This window comes from Bradyrhizobium sp. LLZ17, from assembly GCF_041200145.1.
Taxonomy (GTDB): Bacteria; Pseudomonadota; Alphaproteobacteria; order Rhizobiales; family Xanthobacteraceae; genus Bradyrhizobium.
In genome coordinates this window covers 6,164,869-6,186,086 of sequence record NZ_CP165734.1, presented here as the reverse complement: position 1 = coordinate 6,186,086, position 21,218 = coordinate 6,164,869, and the positions used below count along the sequence as shown (strand labels likewise).

The following is a 21,218-nucleotide window of genomic DNA, read 5'->3' as shown; positions in this document are numbered from 1 at the left end:
GTGTCCGATATTGGTCTTTGGCAGTTAACGCGGCGTTCAAAGGCTGCTTCACCCAGGAAGACGGTGGAAGTATGAAGCTTGATTTTCGTCAGGCAGTTGCCACTTTTGTGACTAGTCCGTTCTGCCTATTTGGCCCCGCCCGCCCAAGTTCTCTCACGTTCGAGTCCCTCATATTCATATGGCATTCAGTTTCCAGGATATGGTCGAAGAGGCGCGCCTGTCGGCCCGGGCGCTGATCGACTATGGCGAGCACTTCTTCAACCCGACAGTGCGGCTCGGCGTCACCGGCCTGTCGCGTGCCGGCAAGACCGTATTCATCACCGCATTGATCCATGGCCTGACGCGCGGCGGCCGGTTTCCGGTGTTCGAGGCCTATGCATCGGGCCGGATCGCGCGCGCGCAGCTGGCGCCGCAACCGGACGACGCGGTGCCGCGCTTCGCTTATGAGAGCCATCTGCGCGCGCTGATCGAGGAGCGCCTGTGGCCGAACTCGACCGTCGACATCAGCGAGCTGCGCCTCGTCATCGACTACCAGCGCCATAACGGCGCCGACCGTACCCTGACGCTCGACATCGTCGACTATCCCGGCGAGTGGCTGCTCGACCTGCCGCTGCTGCAAAAAACTTTTGAGCAATGGTCGGCGGAGAGCCTGGCGCTGTCGCGGGCGGCGCCGCGCGCGCATCTTGCCGCCGAGTGGCTCAGCCATCTTGCAACGCTCAAGCCCCACGCGCGCGAGGACGAGCAAGCGACACTGGCTGCGGCAAAGCTGTTCACGGGTTATCTTCGCGCCTGCCGCGACGAGCGGTTTGCGATGAGCCTGCTGCCGCCGGGCCGCTTCCTGATGCCGGGCAATCTCGCCGACACGCCGGCACTGACCTTTGCGCCGCTCGATGTGCCGATCGACGGGCAGGCGCCGGAGGGATCGCTATGGGCGATGATGGTGCGCCGCTACGAGGCCTACAAGGATGTCGTGGTGCGTCCGTTCTTCCGCGACCATTTTGCCCGGCTCGATCGCCAGATCGTGCTGGCGGATGCGCTCGCCGCGTTCAACTCCGGACCGGAGGCGCTGCACGATCTCGAAGCAGCCCTTGCCGGCATTCTCGATTGCTTCCGCATCGGCCGCAGCACGTTTCTCTCCAGCCTGTTCCGGCCGCGCATCGACCGCATCCTGTTCGCCGCGACCAAGGCGGACCATTTGCATCATTCCAGCCATGACCGGCTCGAGGCCGTGCTGCGCCGCGCGGTCTCGCGGGCCGTTGTGAGGGCGGAAGATACCGGCGCGGAGATCGACGTGGTGGCGCTCGCGGCGCTGCGCGCAACGCGCGAGGCGCAGGTCGCGCATGGCCGCGACAAATTGCCCTCGCTGCTGGGAACGCCAGCCGCCGGCGAGAGCACGGGCGGCGAGTTCTTCGACGGCAACACGGAGGTCGCGACCTTCCCGGGCGACCTGCCCGCCGATCCCGAGGCGCTGTTCAACGGCACGGCAGTCTTTCGCGGGCTGTCGACGGCGGCAGCCGAGAAAGCGATTTCCGTTTCCTCCGTTTCCGCCCGCCGAGACTCGAGCGCGAAGGCAACGAGCCGACGCTGCCACACATCCGCCTCGACCGTGCCCTGCAGTTCCTGATCGGAGACAAGCTGTCATGAACGACCGATCCCCGCCGCGGCGGCCGGCGACGTTCCGGTTGGACGATCCCGGTGTCGTCGTCACCGAGGCCGACGAAACCGCAAGGCTCGGCCGGGGCACGATCCAGATCACGCCGGAATCCGATCCGTCTTTGCTGCCGGTGCCGATCGAGGCCGCGCTCCCGGTGCGGCGCGGCTTTCGCTGGGGCGCGCTGTTCTGGTCCGGCGTCGCCGGCCTGACGTTGCTCGGCGTCGGGCTCGGCGTCGTGCGTCTGATCGAGGACCTGTTTGCACGCAGCGAGAGCCTGGGCTTTGTCGGCCTCGCCCTTGCATTCGTCACCGCGCTTGCGCTCGCCGTCGTCATCGGCCGCGAGGCGGTCGGCCTCGCAAGATTGGCGACGATCGAAAAGCTGCATCAGCGCGCCGCCGCCGTGCTGGCCAGCGACGATCGCAAGGAGAGCCGCGCCATCGTGCAGGACCTGGTCAAGATCGCGCACCAGAATCCGCAGCTCGCGCGCGCCCGCGCCGCGCTGGAGAGTCACGCCGGCGAGATCATCGACGGCGCCGACATGATCCGGCTGGCCGAACGCGAATTGATGACACCGCTCGATACCGAAGCGCGGCGGCTGGTGTCGGTTGCCGCACAGCGCGTTTCGATCGTGACCGCGGTTTCACCGCGCGCGCTAATCGACGTGATGTTTGTGTTGGTGGCCTCGCTGAAATTGATCCGCCAGCTTGCCCGGCTTTATGGTGGCCGCCCCGGCGCGCTCGGCATGATCCGCCTGCTCCGCCACGTCATCGCCCATCTCGCCATCACCGGCGGCATGGCCGCGAGCGACAGTTTGGTGCAGCAGATGCTCGGCCACGGCATTGCTGCGAAGCTGTCGCAGCGGCTCGGCGAAGGCATGCTCAACGGCCTGTTGACGGCACGGCTTGGATTGGCTGCGATCGACGTTACAAGACCGCTGCCGTTCGCAGCGCTGCCGCAGCCGAAGCTCTCCGATCTCGCGACGGATTTGTTGCGGAAGAAAGAAGACGAGGCGTAGTCGCTCGCTCTGCCTTACCCTCCCCTGGAGGGGGAGGGGTCGGCTCGCAGCGCGTCAGCGATGCGAGACGGGGTGGGGTGACAGTCTCTCCATCTCAACGCTGCCCGAGTGGAGAGATCACCCCACCCCGCTCGCGCTACGCGCGATCGACCCTCCCCCTCCAGGGGAGGGTAAGCACGCCCCTCGCGCTGAATTCTCCCGCCAGCACGCGCCAGTGGAACAGCGGCGAGTCCGTTGGTGGTGACAGCTCGGGGGTCCAGCCGGTGAGCTTGTCCAGCACATAGGTGTCCGTCAGGACGCCGCGCCAGCGGCGCTCGACCTGGCCGAGCGGCTGGCGCTTGGCGGGGATGTTCTCCCATAGCCATGAGCGGTTGTCGGGCTCACGGCCGACATAGATGCCGGCGCGTCCCTTGATGCGGTCCATGCCGGGATCGCGGAAATCCTGAAAGCGGCCGCGCTCGTTGATCTCGATGACGGGCACGCGGCCCCTGAACATCCAGCGCATCATCGCGTAGGTGCGATAGTCCGTGGTCGCGATCCAGGTCGCGCCAGTTTCATCCAGCGCGGCTTGCGCACGCGCAGCGACTTGGTCGTAGCCGGCCTCGGCGCCGATCGGATCCATCTTGCCGAGAAAATTCCAGGGCGCGGCGACATAGTAGAGGAACACGACGACGACGAAAGCGATGCCCGAGACCACCGCCGTATTGACCCAAAACATGCTCCACCGGATCATCCGGCCCGGCCAGTTTTCGCGCGACAGCATGGCAAGATTAATCGCAGCAGCGGCAAAGCCGATCGGCCACATGAACATCGGCCAGGTGTCGCCTACCCTCAGCGTCAGCGATTTCGAGAGGAAATAGAGAAACGGCACCAGCACCGCGGTCGACAAAAGTATCGCGACCGGCTCGCGGGTGCGATAGCCGCGCCACGCCATCATTGCGAGCCCCGATAGCACCACCGGCAGCATGACGAAGCCGACGAGGCCGAACTGCAGGCCGATATAATCGCCGATGGTCCGAAGCGAGATGCCGTAATTGGTCGTGGCCCGCACGCCCTGGAAACGGAACGAAGCCCAATCGTGCTGCGCATTCCAGATCAGGACCGGCGAGAATATTGCGATCGCGACCAGCAAGGCGAGGTAGGGATAGGGGCTGCGCAGCCAGCGCCAGCGCCAATCCGGCACCAGGAGAAAAACCGCAACCGCCGGCGCGAACATGATCGCGGTGAATTTCGACAGCAGCGACAGTCCGGCGAACAGCCCCGCCGCCAGCCACCAGCGGCCGTCGCCGCTCTGCGCCAGCCGCACCAGCGACCACATCATCGCCATCGCAAACGGGATCATGGCCACGTCGGGCGCGACCTTGGCCATCAGCAGCCCGTAATAAAGCGCGGCCTCCGGCATCAGCACCGCAAGCGCGACCGCGCGCGCGTCGCGGGTGAGACGGCGGACGATGTCGGCGAGCAGAATTTGCGTCACCAGCATCGCGACGATGCCGCCAAAGCGCACGCCTAGCGTGGTGTCGCCGAAGATCGCGGTGCCAAAGCGGATGAACCAGGCGATCATCGGGGGGGTGATCGAGGAAGCTCAGCGCCGCCTCCTTCGACCAGGTCCAGTAGTAGGCTTCGTCGGTGCGCAGCTCGATCGCGGAGGCGTAGACGATGCGCAGCGCCATCATTGCGGCGACGACCAGCGCAGCCATAACGAGCGGCCGGCGCGCGGCGCCGCCAGGCTTCATGGTGATGTCGGGAGCGATCGTCACGGCCGCGCTTTTCCCCGACTTGGGAGGGGGCAATGTGGGGGTGGTGCCCGGATCTGCGCGCCGCTATGCGGCGCTTGTCCGGGAGGACGGCGGAGTGTGAGGCGCCTTCTCAGGCATGTGATCCCGCAACCCATTCATCCGCGGAATTTAACTCTGCGCTGGCTGTTCTCCTTGATGAACTGGTACAACCGAATCATGGCCGCCCTCGCCCTTTCACGATTGTCCGAACTCGCACGCGGCACCAGCGCGCGGCAGGTGCGGCTGGTGTGCGGCGTCATCCTGTTTGCCTATGTGATCAGCCATTTCCTCAACCATGCGCTCGGCAACATCTCGGTCGATGCCATGCAGGTTGGGGTCTATTACCACATGGCGTTCTGGCAGTTCCCGCCGGTGGTGATCGTGTTCTACGGCGCCGCGCTCACCCATATGGGGCTCGGCGTCTATGCGCTGTATCAGCGCCGGCAGTTCCGCTGGCGGACGATCGAGCCGCTGCAGCTGGTGCTGGGTCTGAGCATCCCGGCACTGGTGATGGCCCATGTAATCGGCGTGCGGCTTGGCCAGACGCTGTATGGCCACGAGAAGCTCTATCCGCAGGAGCTCTATCTGTTCTTTGTCGCCGCGCCCGGCCGGATCTGGACGATGACGATCCTGCTCATCATCGCCTGGGTGCACGGCTGTATCGGCATCTATTTCTGGCTCCGCCTGAAAGCGTTTTTCACGCGCGCGGCGCCGTTCCTGCTGGCTGCCGCCGTGCTGGTCCCGACCTTGGCGCTGCTCGGCATCTACCAGGGCGGCCGCAGTGTCGCGGCCGATAGCGACGACGGCGAGTGGCGCACGCATAATTTCACGCAGCGCGAGGTCGGCACGGTCGCGGAAGGCGATACGCTCGATCGCATCACTGGTGGTCTCACCATGAGTTACATCGGCCTGCTCGGGCTGGTGCTGCTCGGGCGCGGCGTGCGCGGCTGGCGCGAGCGGCGCGGCGGTATGATCGCCCTGTCCTACGGCAACGGCAAGACCGTGCGCGTGCCCAAGGGTCTCACCGTTCTGGAGGCAAGCCTGCGCCACAACGTGCCGCATGCCAGCGTCTGCGGCGGTCGGGCTCGCTGCTCGACCTGCCGCATCCGCATCATCGGCGACCATGGCAGCTTGCCCGAGCCATCGCAGCGCGAAGCCTTCGTGCTCGCCCGGGTCGGTACCGCCGATCCCTCGATCAGGCTGGCCTGCCAGTTGCGGCCGAGCTCCGACCTGTCGTTCTTCCAGCTCTTCATGCCACAGATGCTGTCGGCCAATGCACATGCGTCGGCGCCGGCGCGGATCGGCCAGGAACGCTATCTCGTCAGCCTGTTCGTGGACATGCGCGGCTCGACCCAGCTCGCCGAGAAGCGGCTGCCGTTCGACACCGTCTTCATCGTCAACCGTTTCCTTGGCGCAGTCTCGCAAGCTGTGATCGAGCATGGCGGCCAGCCGAACCAGTTCGTCGGCGACGGCATGCTCGCGCTGTTTGGCCTCACGAGCGATCCGCAGACCGCCTGCCGGCAGGCCCTGAAGGCGGTCGCGAGCATTGCGACGCATGTCGACGAGCTGAACGAACTCCTCAGCCATGATTTGCGTCAGCCGATCCGCTTCGGCATCGGCGTGCATGGCGGCGAGGTCATCATCGGCGACATCGGCTATCGCGACCACATCGTCTTCACCGCACTTGGCGATGCCGTCAATGTCGCCGCGCGCCTCCAGGACATGACCAAGACGCTCGCCTGCGAGGCGATCGTCTCGGAGGAGGTCTGCCGCACCGCCGGCCTTCGCGACGATGCGCTGCCGCAGCAGGAGGTCGCGATCCGCGGCCGCGATGAGCCGATGGTCGTGCATGTGGTGGCGGACACGCGGCAACTGGCGCATCTCGTAGATGGCGGTGAGCGCGTCGCAGCGTGAGCGACGCGAAAGGTGCGCCCCCTCGCCCGCTTGCGGGAGAGGGTTGGGGAGAGGGTGTCTCCACAGCGGCACAATCCCCCAGAGGAGAGAACCCTCACCCGCGCTTTCGGCGCGACCTCTCCCGCAAGCGGGAGAGGTGCAGCGAGTCCGCGGCGCGAGTGATCCAGACAAAGAAAGTCGACGCAGCGTAACACCGCGTTGCTGCAACGCAGCGGCATGGGCCTGCTGCGAAAGCACGAATTGACTTCACTCGCTTCGATGCGGCAGATGGCTCGGGATCGCAGTGATGACCGCGACTCAACGAAAAGCTCCGGGAGGAGACTATGTTCGATCGACGCGACCTGCTCAAAGGAGCGGGGCTTGCCACTCTTGCGGCGACACTGAGCTCAACCAAGGCGCTGGCACTCGACACCGTCACGCTGCCTTTCGCCAATGGCGAGCGGCCGCTGGTGAAATATCCGCAGAAGCGGCCGATGATCGGCCTGACCGGCCGGCCACCGCAGCTCGAAACGCCCTTTGCGGTGTTCAATGACGGCCCGATCACGCCGAACAACGCGTTCTTCGTCCGCTATCACCTCTCAGACCTGCCCTACAATCTCGATCCCGACAAGTTCACGCTCGAGATCAAGGGCAAGGTCGACAAGCCGCTGAAGCTGTCGCTGAAGGACATCCGCAAGATGAAGGCGACCGAGATCGTCGCCGTCAACCAGTGCTCCGGCAACAGCCGAGGCTTTTCAGAGCCGCGCGTCGCCGGCGGCCAGCTCGCCAACGGCGCGATGGGCAATGCGCGCTGGCGCGGCGTGCCGCTGAAGACCGTGCTGGCGATGGCGGGCGTGCAAGCCGGCGCCAGGCAGGTCACCTTCGGCGGCATGGACGGCCCGGTCAGCGACAAGACGCCGGATTTCGTCAAGGCGCTTGACCTCGATCACGCCACCGACGGCGAGGTGATGCTGGCCTACGGCATGAACGGAGAGGATCTGCCGTTCCTCAACGGCTTCCCGCTGCGCCTGATCGTGCCCGGCTATTACGGCACCTACTGGGTCAAGCACCTCAACGAGATCACCGTCATCGACAATGTCTATGACGGATTCTGGATGAAATCGGCCTACCGCATTCCGGACACGCCGAACAATTCGATCGAGCCCGGCACCGCTCCGAAGGCAACGATCCCGATCAACCGCTTCACCATCCGCTCCTTCATCACCAGCGTCCCTGATGGTGCGAAGCTGAAGGCGGGCGGCACGACCTTGCGCGGCATTGCATTCGACGGCGGCAAAGGCATCAAGGAGGTTTCGGTCTCCACCGATGGCGGCAAGAGCTGGACCAACGCCAGGCTCGGCAAGGATCTTGGCAACTACTCGTTCCGGGAATGGAAGCTGCCGGTGAAGCTCGCGGCAGGCAGCCACGAGCTCAAGGTGCGTGCGACCAGCAATTCCGGCGAGACGCAGCCGGATCAACCGCGCTGGAACCCGGCGGGTTATTTGCGCAACGTCGTCGAGACCGTCCGCGTCAACGTGGCCTGAGGAGAATGATCATGCAGCGCACCGTTCTCCTCGCCATCGCATTGGCCGCCGGCCTTGCCTGGGTTGCGACCAGCCCCGCCACGATCGCGGCACCCGTCAATTACCAGGTCCCGGACGAGGTCGCCGCGTTCAAGCCGGGCCCCAATCTCGAGGTCGTGCAGGGCAATTGCAGCGCCTGCCACTCGGCGGACTACGTCAACACGCAGCCGCCGATGAAAGACAAGAAAGGCTTCTGGCAGGCCGAAGTGACCAAGATGATCAAGGTGTATGGCGCGCCGATCCAAGAGAGCGACGTCGGCAAGATCGTCGACTATCTGGCCGCGACCTATTGATCGCGCGCGGACCGATTGACCGGGAAACGGGCAAAACCGGTAAAAACGCCGCGAAGTTGAGCGATTTTCCGCGGAATGCGGATGGTGTTTGATCTACCAAGCCCGCCACATTCCGCGTATCCTGTTAGGACCGAACCGGCCGGTTGGCGGGGACTGGCGGTTCGAGATCTCGGAGGAAGACCCGCGGAGAAGGCGTGATGGCTAAAGGTACGGTCAAGTGGTTCAACCCGACGAAGGGTTATGGATTTATCCAGCCTGCGTCGGGCGGCAAGGATGTGTTCGTGCATATCTCGGCAGTGCAGAAAGCCGGCCTGTCCTCGCTCAACGAGGGGCAGACGGTGGAATACGAAGAGATCGCAAACCGGGGCAAGACCTCCGCAGAGAACCTCAAGGTATAAGCCCGCGAGCCTTTGCCGCCTCCCGGATAGATCCGGGAGCGGGGCCAAGAAAATTTCAGAAGACGATCAGTGCATTCGACGACAAGCGTTGCGATGCGCGCGGCAAGCTATTTGTCCGTAGAGATCGCCGATCAAGCCTAGAGCAATGACAATCGCGACCGCAAATCGTCAGCCCACCGGCAACGGTGCGTCGCGCTTGACCTCCTCCATCACCGCATAGGTGCGCGTCTCGCGCACGCCCGGCATCGATAGCAATGTCTCGCCGAGGAAGCGCCGATATGCGGCCATGTCGGCCAGCCGTGCCTTCACCAGATAATCGAAGCCGCCGGCAACCATGTGGCACTCCAGCACTTCGGGCGCGAGTTTGACCGCGCGTGCAAAGCGCTCGAAATTGTCCGGCGTCGTCTTGTCGAGCAACACCTCGACGAAGACCAGAAGCCCAAGGCCGAGCCGGTGCGGATTAAGCCTGGCACCATAGCCCTCGATAAAGCCCTCGCGCTGCAATCGCTTCAGCCGCTCGCCAATCGACGTCGGCGAGAGCCCGATGCGCTCGGCGAGCTCGACATTGGCGATTCGCCCATCCTGTTGCAGAACCGAGAGAATTGTGCGGTCGATCCGGTCCAGTTCCATAACTTCCACGGCCTACCTGCAAGTCACCTTCATTTTCTAAGGCAAATCTGCTAATTTGTCTATCGAACTGCGGCGACGCGGGCACTACCCTGGATTCAGCCACAGGACACGCCAATGCCGGACACCCCGCCTCTCTTCACCGCTCCCTATGCGCCTGACGATGCCGAGATCGCCGCGCGGCTCTTGCCGGCGTCGCATCTCAGTCCGCCGCAGCAAGCGCGGATCGACCGCACCGCGACCCGACTGATCGAGGCGATCCGCAAGCGCGACGACCGGCTCGGCGGCGTCGAGGACATGCTGCGCGAGTTCGCGCTCTCCACCAAGGAAGGGCTGGCATTGATGGTGCTGGCCGAAGCGCTGCTCCGCGTGCCGGATGCGCGCACTGCCGACCAGTTCATCGAGGACAAGCTCGGCGAAGGCGACTTCATCCACCACGAGACCAAGTCCACCGCCTTCCTGGTCAACGCCTCGGCGTGGGCACTGGGCCTGTCGGCGCGGGTGATCCAGCCCGGCGAGACGCCCGACGGCACGATCGGCCGGCTGGTGAAGCGTCTTGGCGCGCCGGCGGTGCGCACCGCCACGCGGCAGGCGATGCGGCTGATGGGCAATCATTTCGTGCTTGGCGAGACGATCGAACAGGCGCTGGAGCGGGGTAAGCCGCGCTCCGGCCAAAAGACGCGTTATTCGTTCGACATGCTCGGCGAAGGCGCGCGCACGGCTGCCGACGCCCGGCGTTATTTCGACGCCTATGCCAGTGCGATTGAGACGATCGGCAAGGCGGCCGGCTCCCATGCCCTGCCCGACCGGCCCGGCATCTCCGTCAAGCTTTCGGCGCTGCATCCGCGCTTCGAGGCGATCAGCCGCGCCCGTGTCATGGCCGAGCTGGTGCCGCAGCTGCTCGACCTGGCGCAGCGCGCCAAGGCCCATGACCTGAACTTCACCGTCGATGCCGAGGAGGCCGACCGGCTGGAGCTGTCGCTCGACGTCATCGCCGCAACGCTCGCCGATGCCTCGCTCAAGGGCTGGGACGGATTTGGGCTCGCGATCCAAGCCTATCAGAAGCGCGCCAGTGCCGTGATCGACCATGTCGATGCGCTGGCCCGCGCACACGACCGCAAGCTGATGGTGCGGCTGGTCAAGGGCGCCTATTGGGACACAGAGATCAAGCGCGCGCAAGAACGCGGGCTCGACGGCTATCCCGTGTTCACGCGCAAGGCAATGACGGACCTGAATTACGTCGCCTGCGCGTCGAAACTGCTCGGGCTACGGCCGCGCATCTTCCCGCAATTCGCCACCCACAACGCGCTGACGGTCGCGACCGTGCTGGAGCTCGCTGGCGCGAACGCAGGCTTCGAATTCCAGCGCCTGCATGGCATGGGCGAAGCGCTCTATGAGCAGCTTGCCAAGGATCACCCCGATATTGCCTACCGCACCTATGCACCGGTCGGCAGCCATCGCGACCTGCTCGCCTATCTGGTGCGGCGCCTGCTGGAGAACGGCGCGAACTCGTCCTTCGTGGCGCAGGCTGCCGATTATCGCGTGCCGGTGCAGGCGCTGCTGAAGCGTCCGGCCGATCTCGTCGTCCGGCCGGATCAGGCCCATCACGCACGAATTCCGCTGCCGGGCGACCTCTACGCGCCGGAGCGGCGGAACTCGCGTGGCGTCGAATTCGGCGAGCGTGCCGCGCTCGACCGGCTGCTGGCCGATATCAAGAGCGAGACGCCCGATTTGAGGCCGCTTGCCGACCCAACACCGGACCAGGCCAATGCGGCAGTACGCACAGCGCGCGCGGGCTTTGCCGCCTGGAGCCGCACACCGGCGGCGAGCCGGGCCGCCGCGCTGGAGCAGGCTGCACATCTGTTGGAGAGCCGCAGGGCCCATTTCATCGCGCTGTTGCAGCGCGAGGGCGGCAAGACGCTCGACGATGCGATCTCCGAACTGCGCGAGGCCGCCGATTTCTGCCGCTACTATGCCGCGCAGGGCCGAAAGCTGTTCGGCAGCGAGGCCGCGATGCCAGGCCCAACCGGCGAGAGCAACGTGCTCACCCTGCGCGGCCGCGGCGTCTTCGTGGCGATCTCGCCCTGGAATTTTCCGCTGGCGATCTTCCTCGGACAGGTCACGGCGGCTCTGATGGCCGGCAACAGCGTGGTGGCAAAACCCGCCGAGCAGACCCCGCGCATCGCGCGCGAGGCCGTAGCCCTGCTGCACGAGGCCGGCATTGCCGCAAGCGCGCTGCATCTGGTCACGGGCGACGGCCGCATCGGTGCTCTACTCACCGCGCATCCTGATATCGCCGGCGTGGTCTTCACCGGCTCGACCGACGTCGCGCGCGCGATCAACCGGACGCTCGCCGCCAAGGATGGGCCGATCGTGCCGCTGATCGCCGAGACCGGCGGCATCAATGCCATGATCGCGGATGCCACTGCCCTGCCCGAGCAGGTCGCCGACGACGTCGTGACATCGGCGTTCCGTTCCGCCGGCCAGCGCTGCTCGGCGCTGCGGCTGCTGTTCGTGCAGGACGATGTCGCCGATCGCATGATCGAGATGATCGCAGGCGCGGCGCGGGAATTGACGATCGGCGATCCCTGCGACGTCGCAACTCATGTCGGACCGGTGATCGATCTCGAGGCCAAGCAGCGCCTCGATGCGCATATCGCGCGGATGAAGACGGAGGCGCGGCTGCATTTTGCCGGCTCCGTGCCGGAGGGCTGCTTCGTCGCGCCGCATATCTTCGAGCTCAAGGAGGCCGGCCAGCTCACCGAGGAGGTGTTTGGCCCCATCCTGCATGTCGTGCGCTACCGGGCTGAGGACCTCGAACGTGTGCTGCAAGCGATCAAGCGGAGCGGCTATGGGCTGACGCTCGGAATCCATTCCCGCATCGACGACACGGTCGAGGCAATCATCAACCGGGTCCAGGTCGGCAACATCTACGTCAACCGCAACATGATTGGCGCGGTGGTCGGCGTGCAGCCATTCGGCGGCAACGGCCTGTCCGGAACCGGCCCGAAAGCCGGCGGCCCGCACTACCTCGCGCGCTTTGCCACCGAGCAGACTGTGACCGTCAACACCGCGGCTGCCGGCGGCAACGCCGCCCTGCTCGCAGGCGAAGATTAGCGAAAGCCTTGATCAACGCGCCGCGGGCCCTGGAAAGCGACGGCCGAGCGGCGTTGCATCCCGCCACAACATCGGTCAAATGGTTGAGCTGTCATGGATTATGAATTCCGGACAGCGGGAAACAACAAGAGTGAGGGAGCGGCGCCGCGATGGAACAAGGCATTTTTGCAGGGCTCAAGGTTCTCGATTGCGCGAGCTTCATCGCAGCGCCTGCGGCTGCCACCGTGCTGTCGGATTTCGGCGCCGACGTCATCAAGATCGAGCCGCCCGGCGCCGGCGACCCCTATCGCAATCTGCCGAACCTGCCGGGCTACCCGACCGGCGAGCACAATTTCGCCTGGCTGCTGGAGGCCCGTAACAAGAAGAGCCTCGCGCTCGACCTCTCCAAGCCGGAGGCGCAGGCCGTGCTCTACAAGCTGGTGGAACAGGCCGATGTCTTCATCACCAACATGCCGCCGCCGGTGCGCAGCAAGCTCGGCATCACCTATGACCACCTCGCCCATCTCAACGAGCGGCTGATCTACGCCTCCTTCACCGGCTATGGCGAGAAGGGCGAGGAGGCCAACAAGCCCGGCTTCGACAGCAACGCCTACTGGGCGCGCTCCGGCCTGATGGACCTCGTCCGCGCCGATACCGACACGACGCCGGCCCGCTCGGTTGCCGGCATGGGCGACCACCCTTGCGCCATGGCGCTCTACAGCGCGATCGTCACCGCGCTGTATCAGCGCGAGAGGACCGGCAAGGGCTCGCATGTCGCCTCGAACCTGATGGCCAACGGCGTGTGGGCGGCGAGCGTGCTGGCGCAGGCAAAGCTCTGCGGCGCCAAGTTTAGCGAGCGGCGACCGCGCGAACGCGCACTCAACGCGGTGACCAATCACTATCAGTGCAAGGACGGCCGCTGGATCATCCTGTCGCTGCTCAACGAGGAGCGGCAGTGGCCGACACTCGCGCGGTGCATGGACCGCGCCGAGCTGATCAACGACCCGCGCTTCGCCACCAAGCCGGACCGGCATGCCCGATCAATCGAGCTGATCAAGATCTTTGATGAAACATTCGCGACCAGGGATCTCGCCGAATGGCGGAAAATCCTCGACGGCAACGGCCTGGTGTTCGGCGTGGTCGGCATCCTGGACGACATTCCGAACGACAAGCAGATGCTCGACAACGAAGTGCTGGTGCCGTTCGAGAACGACACCATGATGACCATCTCCAGCCCGATCTGGATCGACGGCACCAAGAAAGTGCAGCCGCGCAAACCTCCCGGCGTCGGCGAGCACAGTGACGAGATTTTGCGTGGCGCGGGATACGACGAGGCTGCGATCGAGCAGCTGCGGTCAACAGGGGCGGTGGGTTAGGCCTGACGGCTCGCTGCTTCTACTATGTCGTCCCGGCCAAGGCCGGGACCCATATCCCAGAGTGAGAGTTGTCGCGCACAGCCGACGATTCCGAGTCCTCGCCAAACCACATTCGGTGGCTATGGGTCCCGGCCTTCGCCGGGACGACGGTGAGGGAATAGCTTGCTACGACAACTGTCATCCGTGAGGTGCCATGCCCAGCTATCGCCTCCACTACTTCCCCGAATCCGGCAACAGCTACAAGCTCGCCCTGATGCTGACGCTCTGCGGCGAGAGCTTCGAGCCGGTCTGGACCGACTTCGGCGGCGGCATCACCCGTACGCCGGAGTGGCGCAGAACGGTGAACGAGATGGGCGAGATCCCGGTGCTCGAGGTCGACGGCGTGAAGATGACGCAGACCGCGCCGATCCTGCTCAAGCTCGCGGACCAGTACGGCCGCTTTGGCGGCGACACGGCGGAGGAGAAGTTCGAGCTGCTGCGCTGGCTGTTCTGGGACAACCACAAGCTCACCGGCTACATGGCGACCTACCGCTTCATGCGGACGTTCATCCCGAACAGTGATCCGCAAGTGCTGAAGCATTTCCGCTACCGGATCGACGATTTCCTCGGCATCCTGGAAGGGCATCTCGCCCGCAACGATTTCGCGATCGGGGCGAAGCCGTCGGTCGCCGACATCTCGATGATGGCTTATCTCCATTATCCGAGCGACGAGCACGGCTACGAGTTCGCGCGCAGCCATCCCGCCATTCACGCCTGGCTCGGCCGCATCGCCGCGCTGCCCGGCTGGAAGTCCGCGTATGATCTCCTGCCCGGAAAGCGGCTGACGCATTACGCGAAGTGACGCCTTTGCTAACGCAGCGCCAGCCAGCCGAGCGTAAACAATATCCCGCCGATGATCACGACCACCGCGACCGCCCAGATGCTGACACGGATGCTGCCGGTGACCTGTTTGGCCTCTTCATTCCGCGCGATCTCGCGATTGCGCTCCTTGTTGGCGTCGCTCGTGTCCGTCATGGGTCATCCGAAATCGGCTATCGCCGCGCTAACGCGTCTTGATGAAGCACATGCCGATGCGGCTCGAGGCCGAAGCAGCCTGACAGGTGAGACCTTTAGCACAGGTCCATGACGTAAAACTCCTGTCGGGTGTTCCCGATCCCTGATCTGGCAAATAACAATGTGCGCCCCAGCCGTCCTGGTACTCGGTACCCGCCAGCTCCGGGCTGCCGCGGGTTTGCGGCCGACTGGCAAATCCGCGTGAGAAATCAGGGTGTTTGCCCGCGGCAAACGCGGTCAGGATGTCGCGGCGGCGAAGCTGGTCGCCGAAGAAATGCGGCGAGGCCGGGACGATGCTGGAATTGGAAGGCTTGTCGACCAGCCAATCCACGCCCGGGAAATGGAAGCCGCCGATGCCGCGGGTCTGGTGACAGCCCGAGCAGGTGACGTCGTTGAGGCGGCGCTGAAAGCCGGCGACCGAACGGATGTTCTGCATATCGATGCCGCGCGAGGCCGCCTGCTTCAGGGCGCCGACCACGTCGTCGTCGGTGAAGACGGGCTCGCCTTTGCCTTCCCCTTTGCCCTCCCCTTGCATCATGCCGAACTCCGGCTGCAAGTCCGATGCATCGAAGCCCGCGGGCGTCGGTGCGATTGCAGCCCTGGCGAGATACTTCTCCGGGATCAGCACCGTGCCGCGATCGAAGTCGCGCAAGTTCTCCGGCGTGAGCAGCCACATCTTGAAATCCCGCCGGAGCGCGTCATCGGCAAGAATGCGGTCGCGGTCGATCTGGTTCTCCAGCGTTGCTTCCTCGAACTGCTTCGTGGCGGCGTCGTACTTGAACACCTTGAGCAGATAGTCGGAGCGGAAATCGTGCCGCGCCGATTTCGGCGCGATGGAGATCTGGATGTTGGTCTCGATGCGATCGAGCATGGCATCGTAGGGTTGGAAGTGGCTGCCTATCAGCCCCTCCCAGTCGCCATTGTCGAGCCAGCGACGCGCGATGTCTGCGCAACTGACGGCCTTGCCGAGTGAATGGCTGACATCCCGTGCCTTCATCACCAGATTCAGCGTCATGGGCAGACGCGTCGCCGCCTTGCTGCCGTCCGGTTTGGTGTCGAAGCGCGCCAGGCGATAGATCAAGCGGATCTCGCCGCAGGATTCGTCCGACACATAGGCGCGGTCCATGCGGTTGACGATGCCGGCGAGCACGAAGCGCGTGTCGGGGGAGTTCAGAACGGCTCGATCGAACAGCTGGACGTCGAAGCCCTCGCCGACGCCGATGGTCTCGCCGGGCGAGACCATCTTGGACTGCGCGACATAGCGATCGAACTCCGCATTGATGGCCGGGAGAATTGGCTTGAGCTGCGACAGCGACGAGAACATCTGATCCGTCGTCAGCGGAAAATTCGCGTTCCGCTCCGGCCGCAACAGCCGCGAGATCGTCAGCGCATCGTTCTGATCAAGCTGGCGCAGAAGATCGGGATCGGTGATCGCAGTGCCGCGGGCGAGCGGCACGTTCTCCGCAGCCGTTGACGACACGGCGCCGCTGAACAAGACGACCACAGCAACGAGAATTCGCAACGCGCGGCTCATGCCTGCACTAACACCGCGCCGGTCCGCCTATTCAAGCAAAAAGGCGCTTCACATCACGGTGAAGCGCCTCTTCGAAACTCGGATGACGAGGCGCTTAGCGCGCGACGATCAGGCCCTTGCTGGTGACGACCACCCAGCGGCCGTCCTGGCGGCGGATCGCATCGACGCGGCCGACCCCGGGGATGGGATCGCCGGCATAAACCTCGTAGAGGCCGCCCCGGCCCTCGATCAGCGCGCCGCCATTGGCGACGTCGCGGAGCCTCCAACCGTCGATTGTCGGCAGGCGCCCGACCTCGGCCTTGACCTCGGTTTTGGGCGCGGCCGGCTCGGGCGCCGGCGCGGCAGCGACCGTCGCGACCTGGGCCGGTGCGATCGTGCCCGTGGTTTCCTTCGCAGGCGTTGCGGCCGCGGCCTGCGCGGGGGCTGCGGCCGGCGTGGCGCGGAGCTTGTCGACGGTTTCGGACAGCTTGGCGATCTTGGCCATCGGCTCGGCCTGGGCCTTCTCGAGCTTGTCGAGGCGGTCGTTGGTCCGGTTGAACTGGCTCAGCCCCGTCTTCGAGCTATGCTCGACGCTCGCCTTGAGCGCGACTACGTCGGCATCGATCCGGGACACCGAGGCGCCCAGCGCGCTGGTGTCGGCGACCTGAGTTGGCGCCGGGCCGGCGAAGTGCATCATTCCGGCGGTCGCGAGCGCGCCGCTAATAGCGCCGACGCAGGCGGCGATCGCAACGACCGCGGCCATCGCCGACAAGCGGCGCTTGCCGGTCTCCCGCGTCTCGTCCCCCGTCACATGCGGGGTAAATTCCTCGTGCTCCCAGGACCGCTCCGCGGGCGCCATCACGATCAGCTTGCCGGGCTTCGGCTCGGGCTTGGCGTTCAATTTCGGCACCTCGATCCGGGGCGCCTCGACGTCGGCGGCGTCAGGTTTGGGCGGCGTCTCGTGGTCGGGGGCAATCGAAGGGGCCTCGACGGCCTGCGGCGCAGCGGCGGCTTCGACAGCGCCAGTCGCCTGGCCGGCCTGTTCGGGCATGGGTTCGCTCACGGCTCAAATACTCCAGTCTGGATTGACCTTTTGGTAACTTTCATTGCTTGCGAATTCCTTACCTTCGGACCCGCTTACCGAAATTTTAGGAACTCGTCCGGGGCCGAATTGGGTCGGGAAAGTGGAACCGGCGTGGCGGCGCGCAACAATTCGTCAGCCCATGCTGCCCTGCGGTAGGCCGCGGACTTGGCCGAAGGGCTGTTTGCCGCCCAGTATTACCCGGCTAACATAGCGGTCCCGCCGGCCAGAAGGCTATTGGGGGAGGCGCAATGACGATCGAGAAGTGCATCAACGAGTTCGGTATCGATGACGTCATTTTCGAGGAGGGCTCGACGGGCCGCGAGTTGTTCGTCGTGCTCGACGGCGAGGTCGAGATCGTCAAACTCAGCGGCGCGAGCAAGACCAGCATCATCAAGCTCGGCAAGGGCGAATTCTTCGGTGAGATGGCGGTGATCGACGGCTCCGCGCGCTCGGCGACCGCGATCGCGGCAGTGCCGAACACCAAGGTGATGAGGATCAATCACGCCCGCTTCGTCTATCTGGTCAGCCAGCAGCCGGCCTTCGCGCTGATGGTGATGGACGCGCTCTCGAAGCGGCTGCGTGCTTCCAACGCGGTGACCTACCGGAACGCGCAATCATGAGTGATCGAAAGCCCGGTTCATTCCCGATCCTGATGAAGAACGACACCTGCTCGCTGATCCAGGCGGCGGACGACGTCTTCCAGATCCGCTTCTCCAACCGCGCCGCCAACGCCTATCTGGTGCGCGGCTCGGCGCGCACCATCCTGATCGATGTCGGGCTGTCGTCGAACTATCCGGCGATGGTCGAGTGCCTGAACTTCGTCGGCTGTCCGCCGGAGAAGATCGACATGGTGGTGCTGAGCCACGAGCATCTCGACCATATTGGCGCCGCCTGGCATTTCAACGAGCGCCGCACCTTTGTCGCCGCCCATCGGCTCGCCGCCAACAAGATCATGCTGCGCGACGATTTCTCGATGCTGCGCAAGATGTTCAACGAGCCGAACGTGCCTGTTAACATCGACATCTGGCTCGAGGAAGGCAATCTGATCGACCTCGGTAATTTCCGCCTCAACGTGATGTATACCCCGGGCCACACCTCGGCCTGCATCACGTTGTTCGAGCAGGACAAGGGCCTGTTGTTTGCCGCCGACACGCTGATGCCCGGCGGCGTGATGGGCGGCGTGTTCGGGTCCGGCAGCATCTCCGACTACATCCAGTCGCTGGAGCGCATCAAGGGACTGGACACGAAGATCTTGTTGTCGGGACACGGGCGGCTGTCGGATACGCCGCAGGAGGACGTGCGCATCGCGATCGCGCGGTCGCACGGTCTGCTGGCGGACACCGCGCAACTGTTCGACGCGCTCGACGCGCGTTCGAATTTCGAGCCGATCATGCAGTCGGTGCGGGATCTGAACAAGCTGGATGATTAGCGGGCAAGCGCTTCCGCCAACCCTCCTCGCAATGACGGAGCGGGTGGGACCCGCTCTCTCCACATCGCAGCTCGGCTTACATCACCACCGGCTTGTCCGGCAGCTCGTTGCGATGCGCCCCGCCCGGCGGGAAGTGCTTGGCCAACTCACGCCACACCGCCGCGATGCCGTCGATAACGCCGCGCTCGAACTGGCGCGACCTGAACGCGGCCTCCATCGCGCGGCAGATCTTTTCCCAGCCGGCGGCGCCAACAACTTCGCGTCGATGCCGCGGTCGGCAATGATCTCGACGTCACGGTCGGCGAGCAGGAGATAGATCAGCACCCCGTTGTTGTGCGCGGTATCCCAGATCCGCAACTGCGAGAACAGGTCGAGCGCACGCTCGCGCGCTTGCTGGTTGCGGAACAACGGGCGGCCATCGAGCGCACCTTCGACGACGAAGCGGACCTGGCCGGAATGCGTGGTTTCGCCCTGCTTGATCGCCTGCTCGATGCGGTCGAGCACCTTTGGCGGAAAAAGCTGATTCGCCCGCCAATGATGCTGCACCAGATGTCTGGCAATGCGCGCAATGCTCATGACCTACCAGCTCCCCGAGGCGCCGCCGCCACCAAAGCTGCCGCCACCGCCGCTGAAGCCGCCGCTCGACGACGATCCGCTGCTCCAGCCGTTCGATGAAGAGCCGCTCGACCACGTGCCGCGGCGTGAAGATCCGGTGCCCGCCCCCGCCCCAAACAGATCGGCAATGAAGGTCAGGACGGCACCAAGCACCCCGACGCCCACGCCGATGACGGCGGATTCGAGCACGAACCAAGCCAGCAGCCCGACGATCGTGCCGGCAATGACCGATCCGAGCAGCCGTCCGAAGATGTACCGCAGTATCCCGCCTACGACCAGCGGGCCGAACAGCACGAAATAGAACAGCGGCTCGACGTCGTTCCAGCTGCCGAACTTCACGCTTCGCGACGGCGCCGGCAGCGGCTCGCCGTCGATGACGCGCAGCATCCGGTCGACCCCGGCCGAGATGCCGCCGGCGAAATCGCCCTCCCTGAATTTCGGCGTGATGACCTCGTCGATGATCCGCCGCGAATTGATATCGGTGAGCGCGCCTTCGAGGCCGTAGCCGACCTCGATGCGCAGGTGATGGTCGTTCTTGGCGACGACCAGGATCGCGCCATCGTCGATTTTCTTGCGGCCGATCTTCCAGGCCTCGGCAACGCGGATCGAGAACTGCTCGATCGTCTCCGGGGCGGTCGTCGGCACGATCAGCACGGCGACCTGGCTGCCCTTGCGCGTCTCGAAATCACCGAGCTTTTGCGACAGCGCGGTGATGTCGTCGCTCGACAGCGTGCCGGTCTGGTCGACGACGCGGCCGGTGAGCGGCGGCACCGCGACGTCGGCCAAGACGGGGAACGACCAGCCAAGGACGAGCGCGAACACGACTATTGCCCGCCACAACGTAGCTGTCATCGCCCGGCTTGCCGCCTTCGCTAAAGCTTCGGCGGCCGAGCACACCCGTGGCCCGGCGGAGCCTTGGCGGAGCCCGGACCGGGCGATCCAGTATTCCAGAGACGCCAAAGGGATCCGGAGAAGCCGCGGCGTACTGGATTCCCCGCTTTCGCGGGGAATGACAGCGGTGGGCGGAGCCTGGCGCATTCGCAAAATGCCGCGCACTTACTTCGACGGAGCTGGCGCCGGGTTGAAATCGACCTTCGGCGCGCTCGAGATTTCCTTCTCGTTGTCGACCGAGAAGTTCGGCTTCTCCTTGTAGCCGAACATCATTGCTGTGAGATTGCTCGGAAACGAGCGGATGGTGACGTTGTAGTCCTGCACCGCCTTGATGTAGCGGTTGCGGGCAACAGTGATGCGGTTCTCGGTGCCTTCGAGCTGCGACATCAGATCCTTGAACAGCGCATCGGATTTGAGCTGCGGATAGTTTTCCGTGACCACAAGAAGGCGCGACAGCGCGCTGGAAAGTTCGCCCTGGGCAGCCTGAAACTTCTGGAATGCGGCGGGATCGTTCAGCACTTCGGGCGTCGCCTGGATGCTGCCGACCTTGGCGCGCGCATTGGTGACCCCAAGCAGCACGTGCTTCTCCTGCTGCGCAAAGCCCTTCACCGAGTTGACCAGGTTGGGCACGAGATCGGCGCGGCGCTGATACTGGTTCACCACCTCGGACCAGTTGGCCTTGATCTGCTCGTCCTCGCTCTGGATCGCGTTGTAGCCGCAATTGGTCAGGCTGAGCGAGGCGAGTGCCGCCAGCACAGTCAGGAATTTGCGCATTAAATTTCTCCCGGTGGAATCGGGCGCAAACTACCAGATTGGGCGCGCGCCGTGCCAGACATCTTGTGCCGATGCCGCGAAAAGCAGCCGATCGACGCAAGCCTCTTGCCTATCACCGGCCGACATAGTCAACTTGGGCTAAACGG

General features: G+C 64.8%; 17 protein-coding genes and 3 pseudogenes. 12 read left to right on the top strand and 8 right to left on the bottom strand.

Annotated elements, in window-relative coordinates; translation table 11 throughout:
• Positions 1-178 precede the first annotated feature (178 nt).
• Both AB8Z38_RS29725 and AB8Z38_RS29720 read left to right on the top strand, forming a co-directional pair.
• Positions 179-1,644: pseudogene (locus AB8Z38_RS29725) on the top strand (YcjX family protein).
• A complete protein-coding gene (locus tag AB8Z38_RS29720; RefSeq protein ID WP_369721210.1) occupies positions 1,641-2,669 on the top strand; it encodes a YcjF family protein in 1,029 nt (342 codons plus the stop codon). The pseudogene AB8Z38_RS29725 and the gene AB8Z38_RS29720 overlap by 4 nt, the downstream one beginning before the upstream one ends.
• Before the next feature lie 136 nt (positions 2,670-2,805).
• Here AB8Z38_RS29720 and AB8Z38_RS29715 read toward each other — a convergent pair.
• A pseudogene (locus AB8Z38_RS29715) lies at positions 2,806-4,405 on the bottom strand (glycosyltransferase family 39 protein).
• Between AB8Z38_RS29715 and AB8Z38_RS29710 the strand changes: the two are divergent.
• The 5 genes from AB8Z38_RS29710 (at position 4,329) to AB8Z38_RS29690 (ending at position 8,614) form a co-directional block, all read left to right on the top strand.
• Positions 4,329-4,529 (top strand): hypothetical protein, encoded by a 201-nt coding sequence (locus tag AB8Z38_RS29710; protein WP_369726803.1) that lies wholly within the window; start codon positions 4,329-4,331, stop codon positions 4,527-4,529. The pseudogene AB8Z38_RS29715 and the gene AB8Z38_RS29710 overlap by 77 nt on opposite strands.
• 95 nt (positions 4,530-4,624) lie before the next feature.
• Positions 4,625-6,361, top strand: coding sequence for an adenylate/guanylate cyclase domain-containing protein (locus AB8Z38_RS29705; protein WP_369721209.1), 1,737 nt, complete (start codon positions 4,625-4,627; stop codon positions 6,359-6,361).
• Positions 6,362-6,684: 323 nt separating this feature from the next.
• Positions 6,685-7,884 (top strand): molybdopterin-dependent oxidoreductase, encoded by a 1,200-nt coding sequence (locus AB8Z38_RS29700; RefSeq protein WP_369721208.1) that lies wholly within the window; start codon positions 6,685-6,687, stop codon positions 7,882-7,884.
• An 11-nt stretch (positions 7,885-7,895) separates the two neighbouring features.
• On the top strand, positions 7,896-8,216 hold the full coding sequence (locus AB8Z38_RS29695) for a cytochrome c (protein ID WP_369721206.1): 321 nt from the start codon (positions 7,896-7,898) through the stop codon (positions 8,214-8,216).
• A 197-nt stretch (positions 8,217-8,413) separates the two neighbouring features.
• Positions 8,414-8,614: a cold-shock protein gene (locus tag AB8Z38_RS29690; protein WP_008134691.1), complete on the top strand. Its 201-nt coding sequence runs from the start codon at positions 8,414-8,416 to the stop codon at positions 8,612-8,614.
• A gap of 168 nt (positions 8,615-8,782) precedes the next feature.
• On the opposite strand, the gene AB8Z38_RS29685 is transcribed toward AB8Z38_RS29690, so the two are convergent.
• The gene (locus tag AB8Z38_RS29685) at positions 8,783-9,244 is read right to left on the bottom strand and encodes an Lrp/AsnC ligand binding domain-containing protein (protein WP_369726640.1); all 462 of its coding nucleotides are present in this window, start codon (positions 9,242-9,244) and stop codon (positions 8,783-8,785) included.
• Between the two features lie 114 nt (positions 9,245-9,358).
• Between AB8Z38_RS29685 and putA the strand changes: the two genes are divergently transcribed.
• The 3 genes from putA (at position 9,359) to AB8Z38_RS29670 (ending at position 14,554) form a co-directional block, all read left to right on the top strand.
• On the top strand, positions 9,359-12,358 hold the full coding sequence (gene putA, locus AB8Z38_RS29680) for a bifunctional proline dehydrogenase/L-glutamate gamma-semialdehyde dehydrogenase PutA (RefSeq protein WP_369721205.1): 3,000 nt from the start codon (positions 9,359-9,361) through the stop codon (positions 12,356-12,358).
• A gap of 149 nt (positions 12,359-12,507) precedes the next feature.
• Positions 12,508-13,713, top strand: coding sequence for a CaiB/BaiF CoA transferase family protein (locus tag AB8Z38_RS29675; protein ID WP_369721204.1), 1,206 nt, complete (start codon positions 12,508-12,510; stop codon positions 13,711-13,713).
• Positions 13,714-13,906: 193 nt separating this feature from the next.
• Complete coding sequence (locus tag AB8Z38_RS29670; RefSeq protein ID WP_369721203.1) at positions 13,907-14,554, top strand: glutathione S-transferase family protein; 648 nt, start codon at positions 13,907-13,909, stop codon at positions 14,552-14,554.
• Between the two features lie 8 nt (positions 14,555-14,562).
• Here AB8Z38_RS29670 and AB8Z38_RS29665 read toward each other — a convergent pair whose 3' ends face one another.
• The 3 genes from AB8Z38_RS29665 to AB8Z38_RS29655 form a co-directional block, all read right to left on the bottom strand.
• Positions 14,563-14,727 carry a hypothetical protein gene (locus tag AB8Z38_RS29665; RefSeq protein ID WP_369721202.1) on the bottom strand — a complete coding sequence of 55 codons (165 nt, stop codon included), beginning with the start codon at positions 14,725-14,727 and terminating at the stop codon, positions 14,563-14,565.
• Positions 14,728-14,755: 28 nt separating this feature from the next.
• On the bottom strand, positions 14,756-16,300 hold the full coding sequence (locus AB8Z38_RS29660) for a hypothetical protein (protein WP_369721201.1): 1,545 nt from the start codon (positions 16,298-16,300) through the stop codon (positions 14,756-14,758).
• Between the two features lie 94 nt (positions 16,301-16,394).
• Positions 16,395-17,330, bottom strand: a complete 936-nt coding sequence (locus AB8Z38_RS29655) for a hypothetical protein (protein ID WP_369726639.1) — start codon at positions 17,328-17,330, stop codon at positions 16,395-16,397.
• Between the two features lie 281 nt (positions 17,331-17,611).
• Here AB8Z38_RS29655 and AB8Z38_RS29650 point away from each other — a divergent pair, with 281 nt between their 5' ends.
• The gene (locus tag AB8Z38_RS29650) at positions 17,612-17,983 is read left to right on the top strand and encodes a Crp/Fnr family transcriptional regulator (protein WP_369721199.1); all 372 of its coding nucleotides are present in this window, start codon (positions 17,612-17,614) and stop codon (positions 17,981-17,983) included.
• Complete coding sequence (locus AB8Z38_RS29645) at positions 17,980-18,792, top strand: MBL fold metallo-hydrolase (protein ID WP_369721198.1); 813 nt, start codon at positions 17,980-17,982, stop codon at positions 18,790-18,792. Before AB8Z38_RS29650 ends, AB8Z38_RS29645 begins: the two co-directional genes overlap by 4 nt.
• Before the next feature lie 76 nt (positions 18,793-18,868).
• Here the strand turns inward: AB8Z38_RS29645 and AB8Z38_RS29640 are convergent.
• From AB8Z38_RS29640 to AB8Z38_RS29630, 3 genes and pseudogenes are all read right to left on the bottom strand, one after another.
• Positions 18,869-19,368 (bottom strand): annotated as a pseudogene (locus tag AB8Z38_RS29640) (TPM domain-containing protein).
• Positions 19,369-19,371: 3 nt separating this feature from the next.
• The gene (locus AB8Z38_RS29635; RefSeq protein WP_369721197.1) at positions 19,372-20,259 is read right to left on the bottom strand and encodes a YgcG family protein; all 888 of its coding nucleotides are present in this window, start codon (positions 20,257-20,259) and stop codon (positions 19,372-19,374) included.
• 204 nt (positions 20,260-20,463) lie between these two features.
• Entirely contained in the window at positions 20,464-21,072 is a 609-nt protein-coding gene (locus AB8Z38_RS29630; protein WP_369721196.1) for a LemA family protein, read from the bottom strand.
• Positions 21,073-21,218 lie beyond the last annotated feature (146 nt).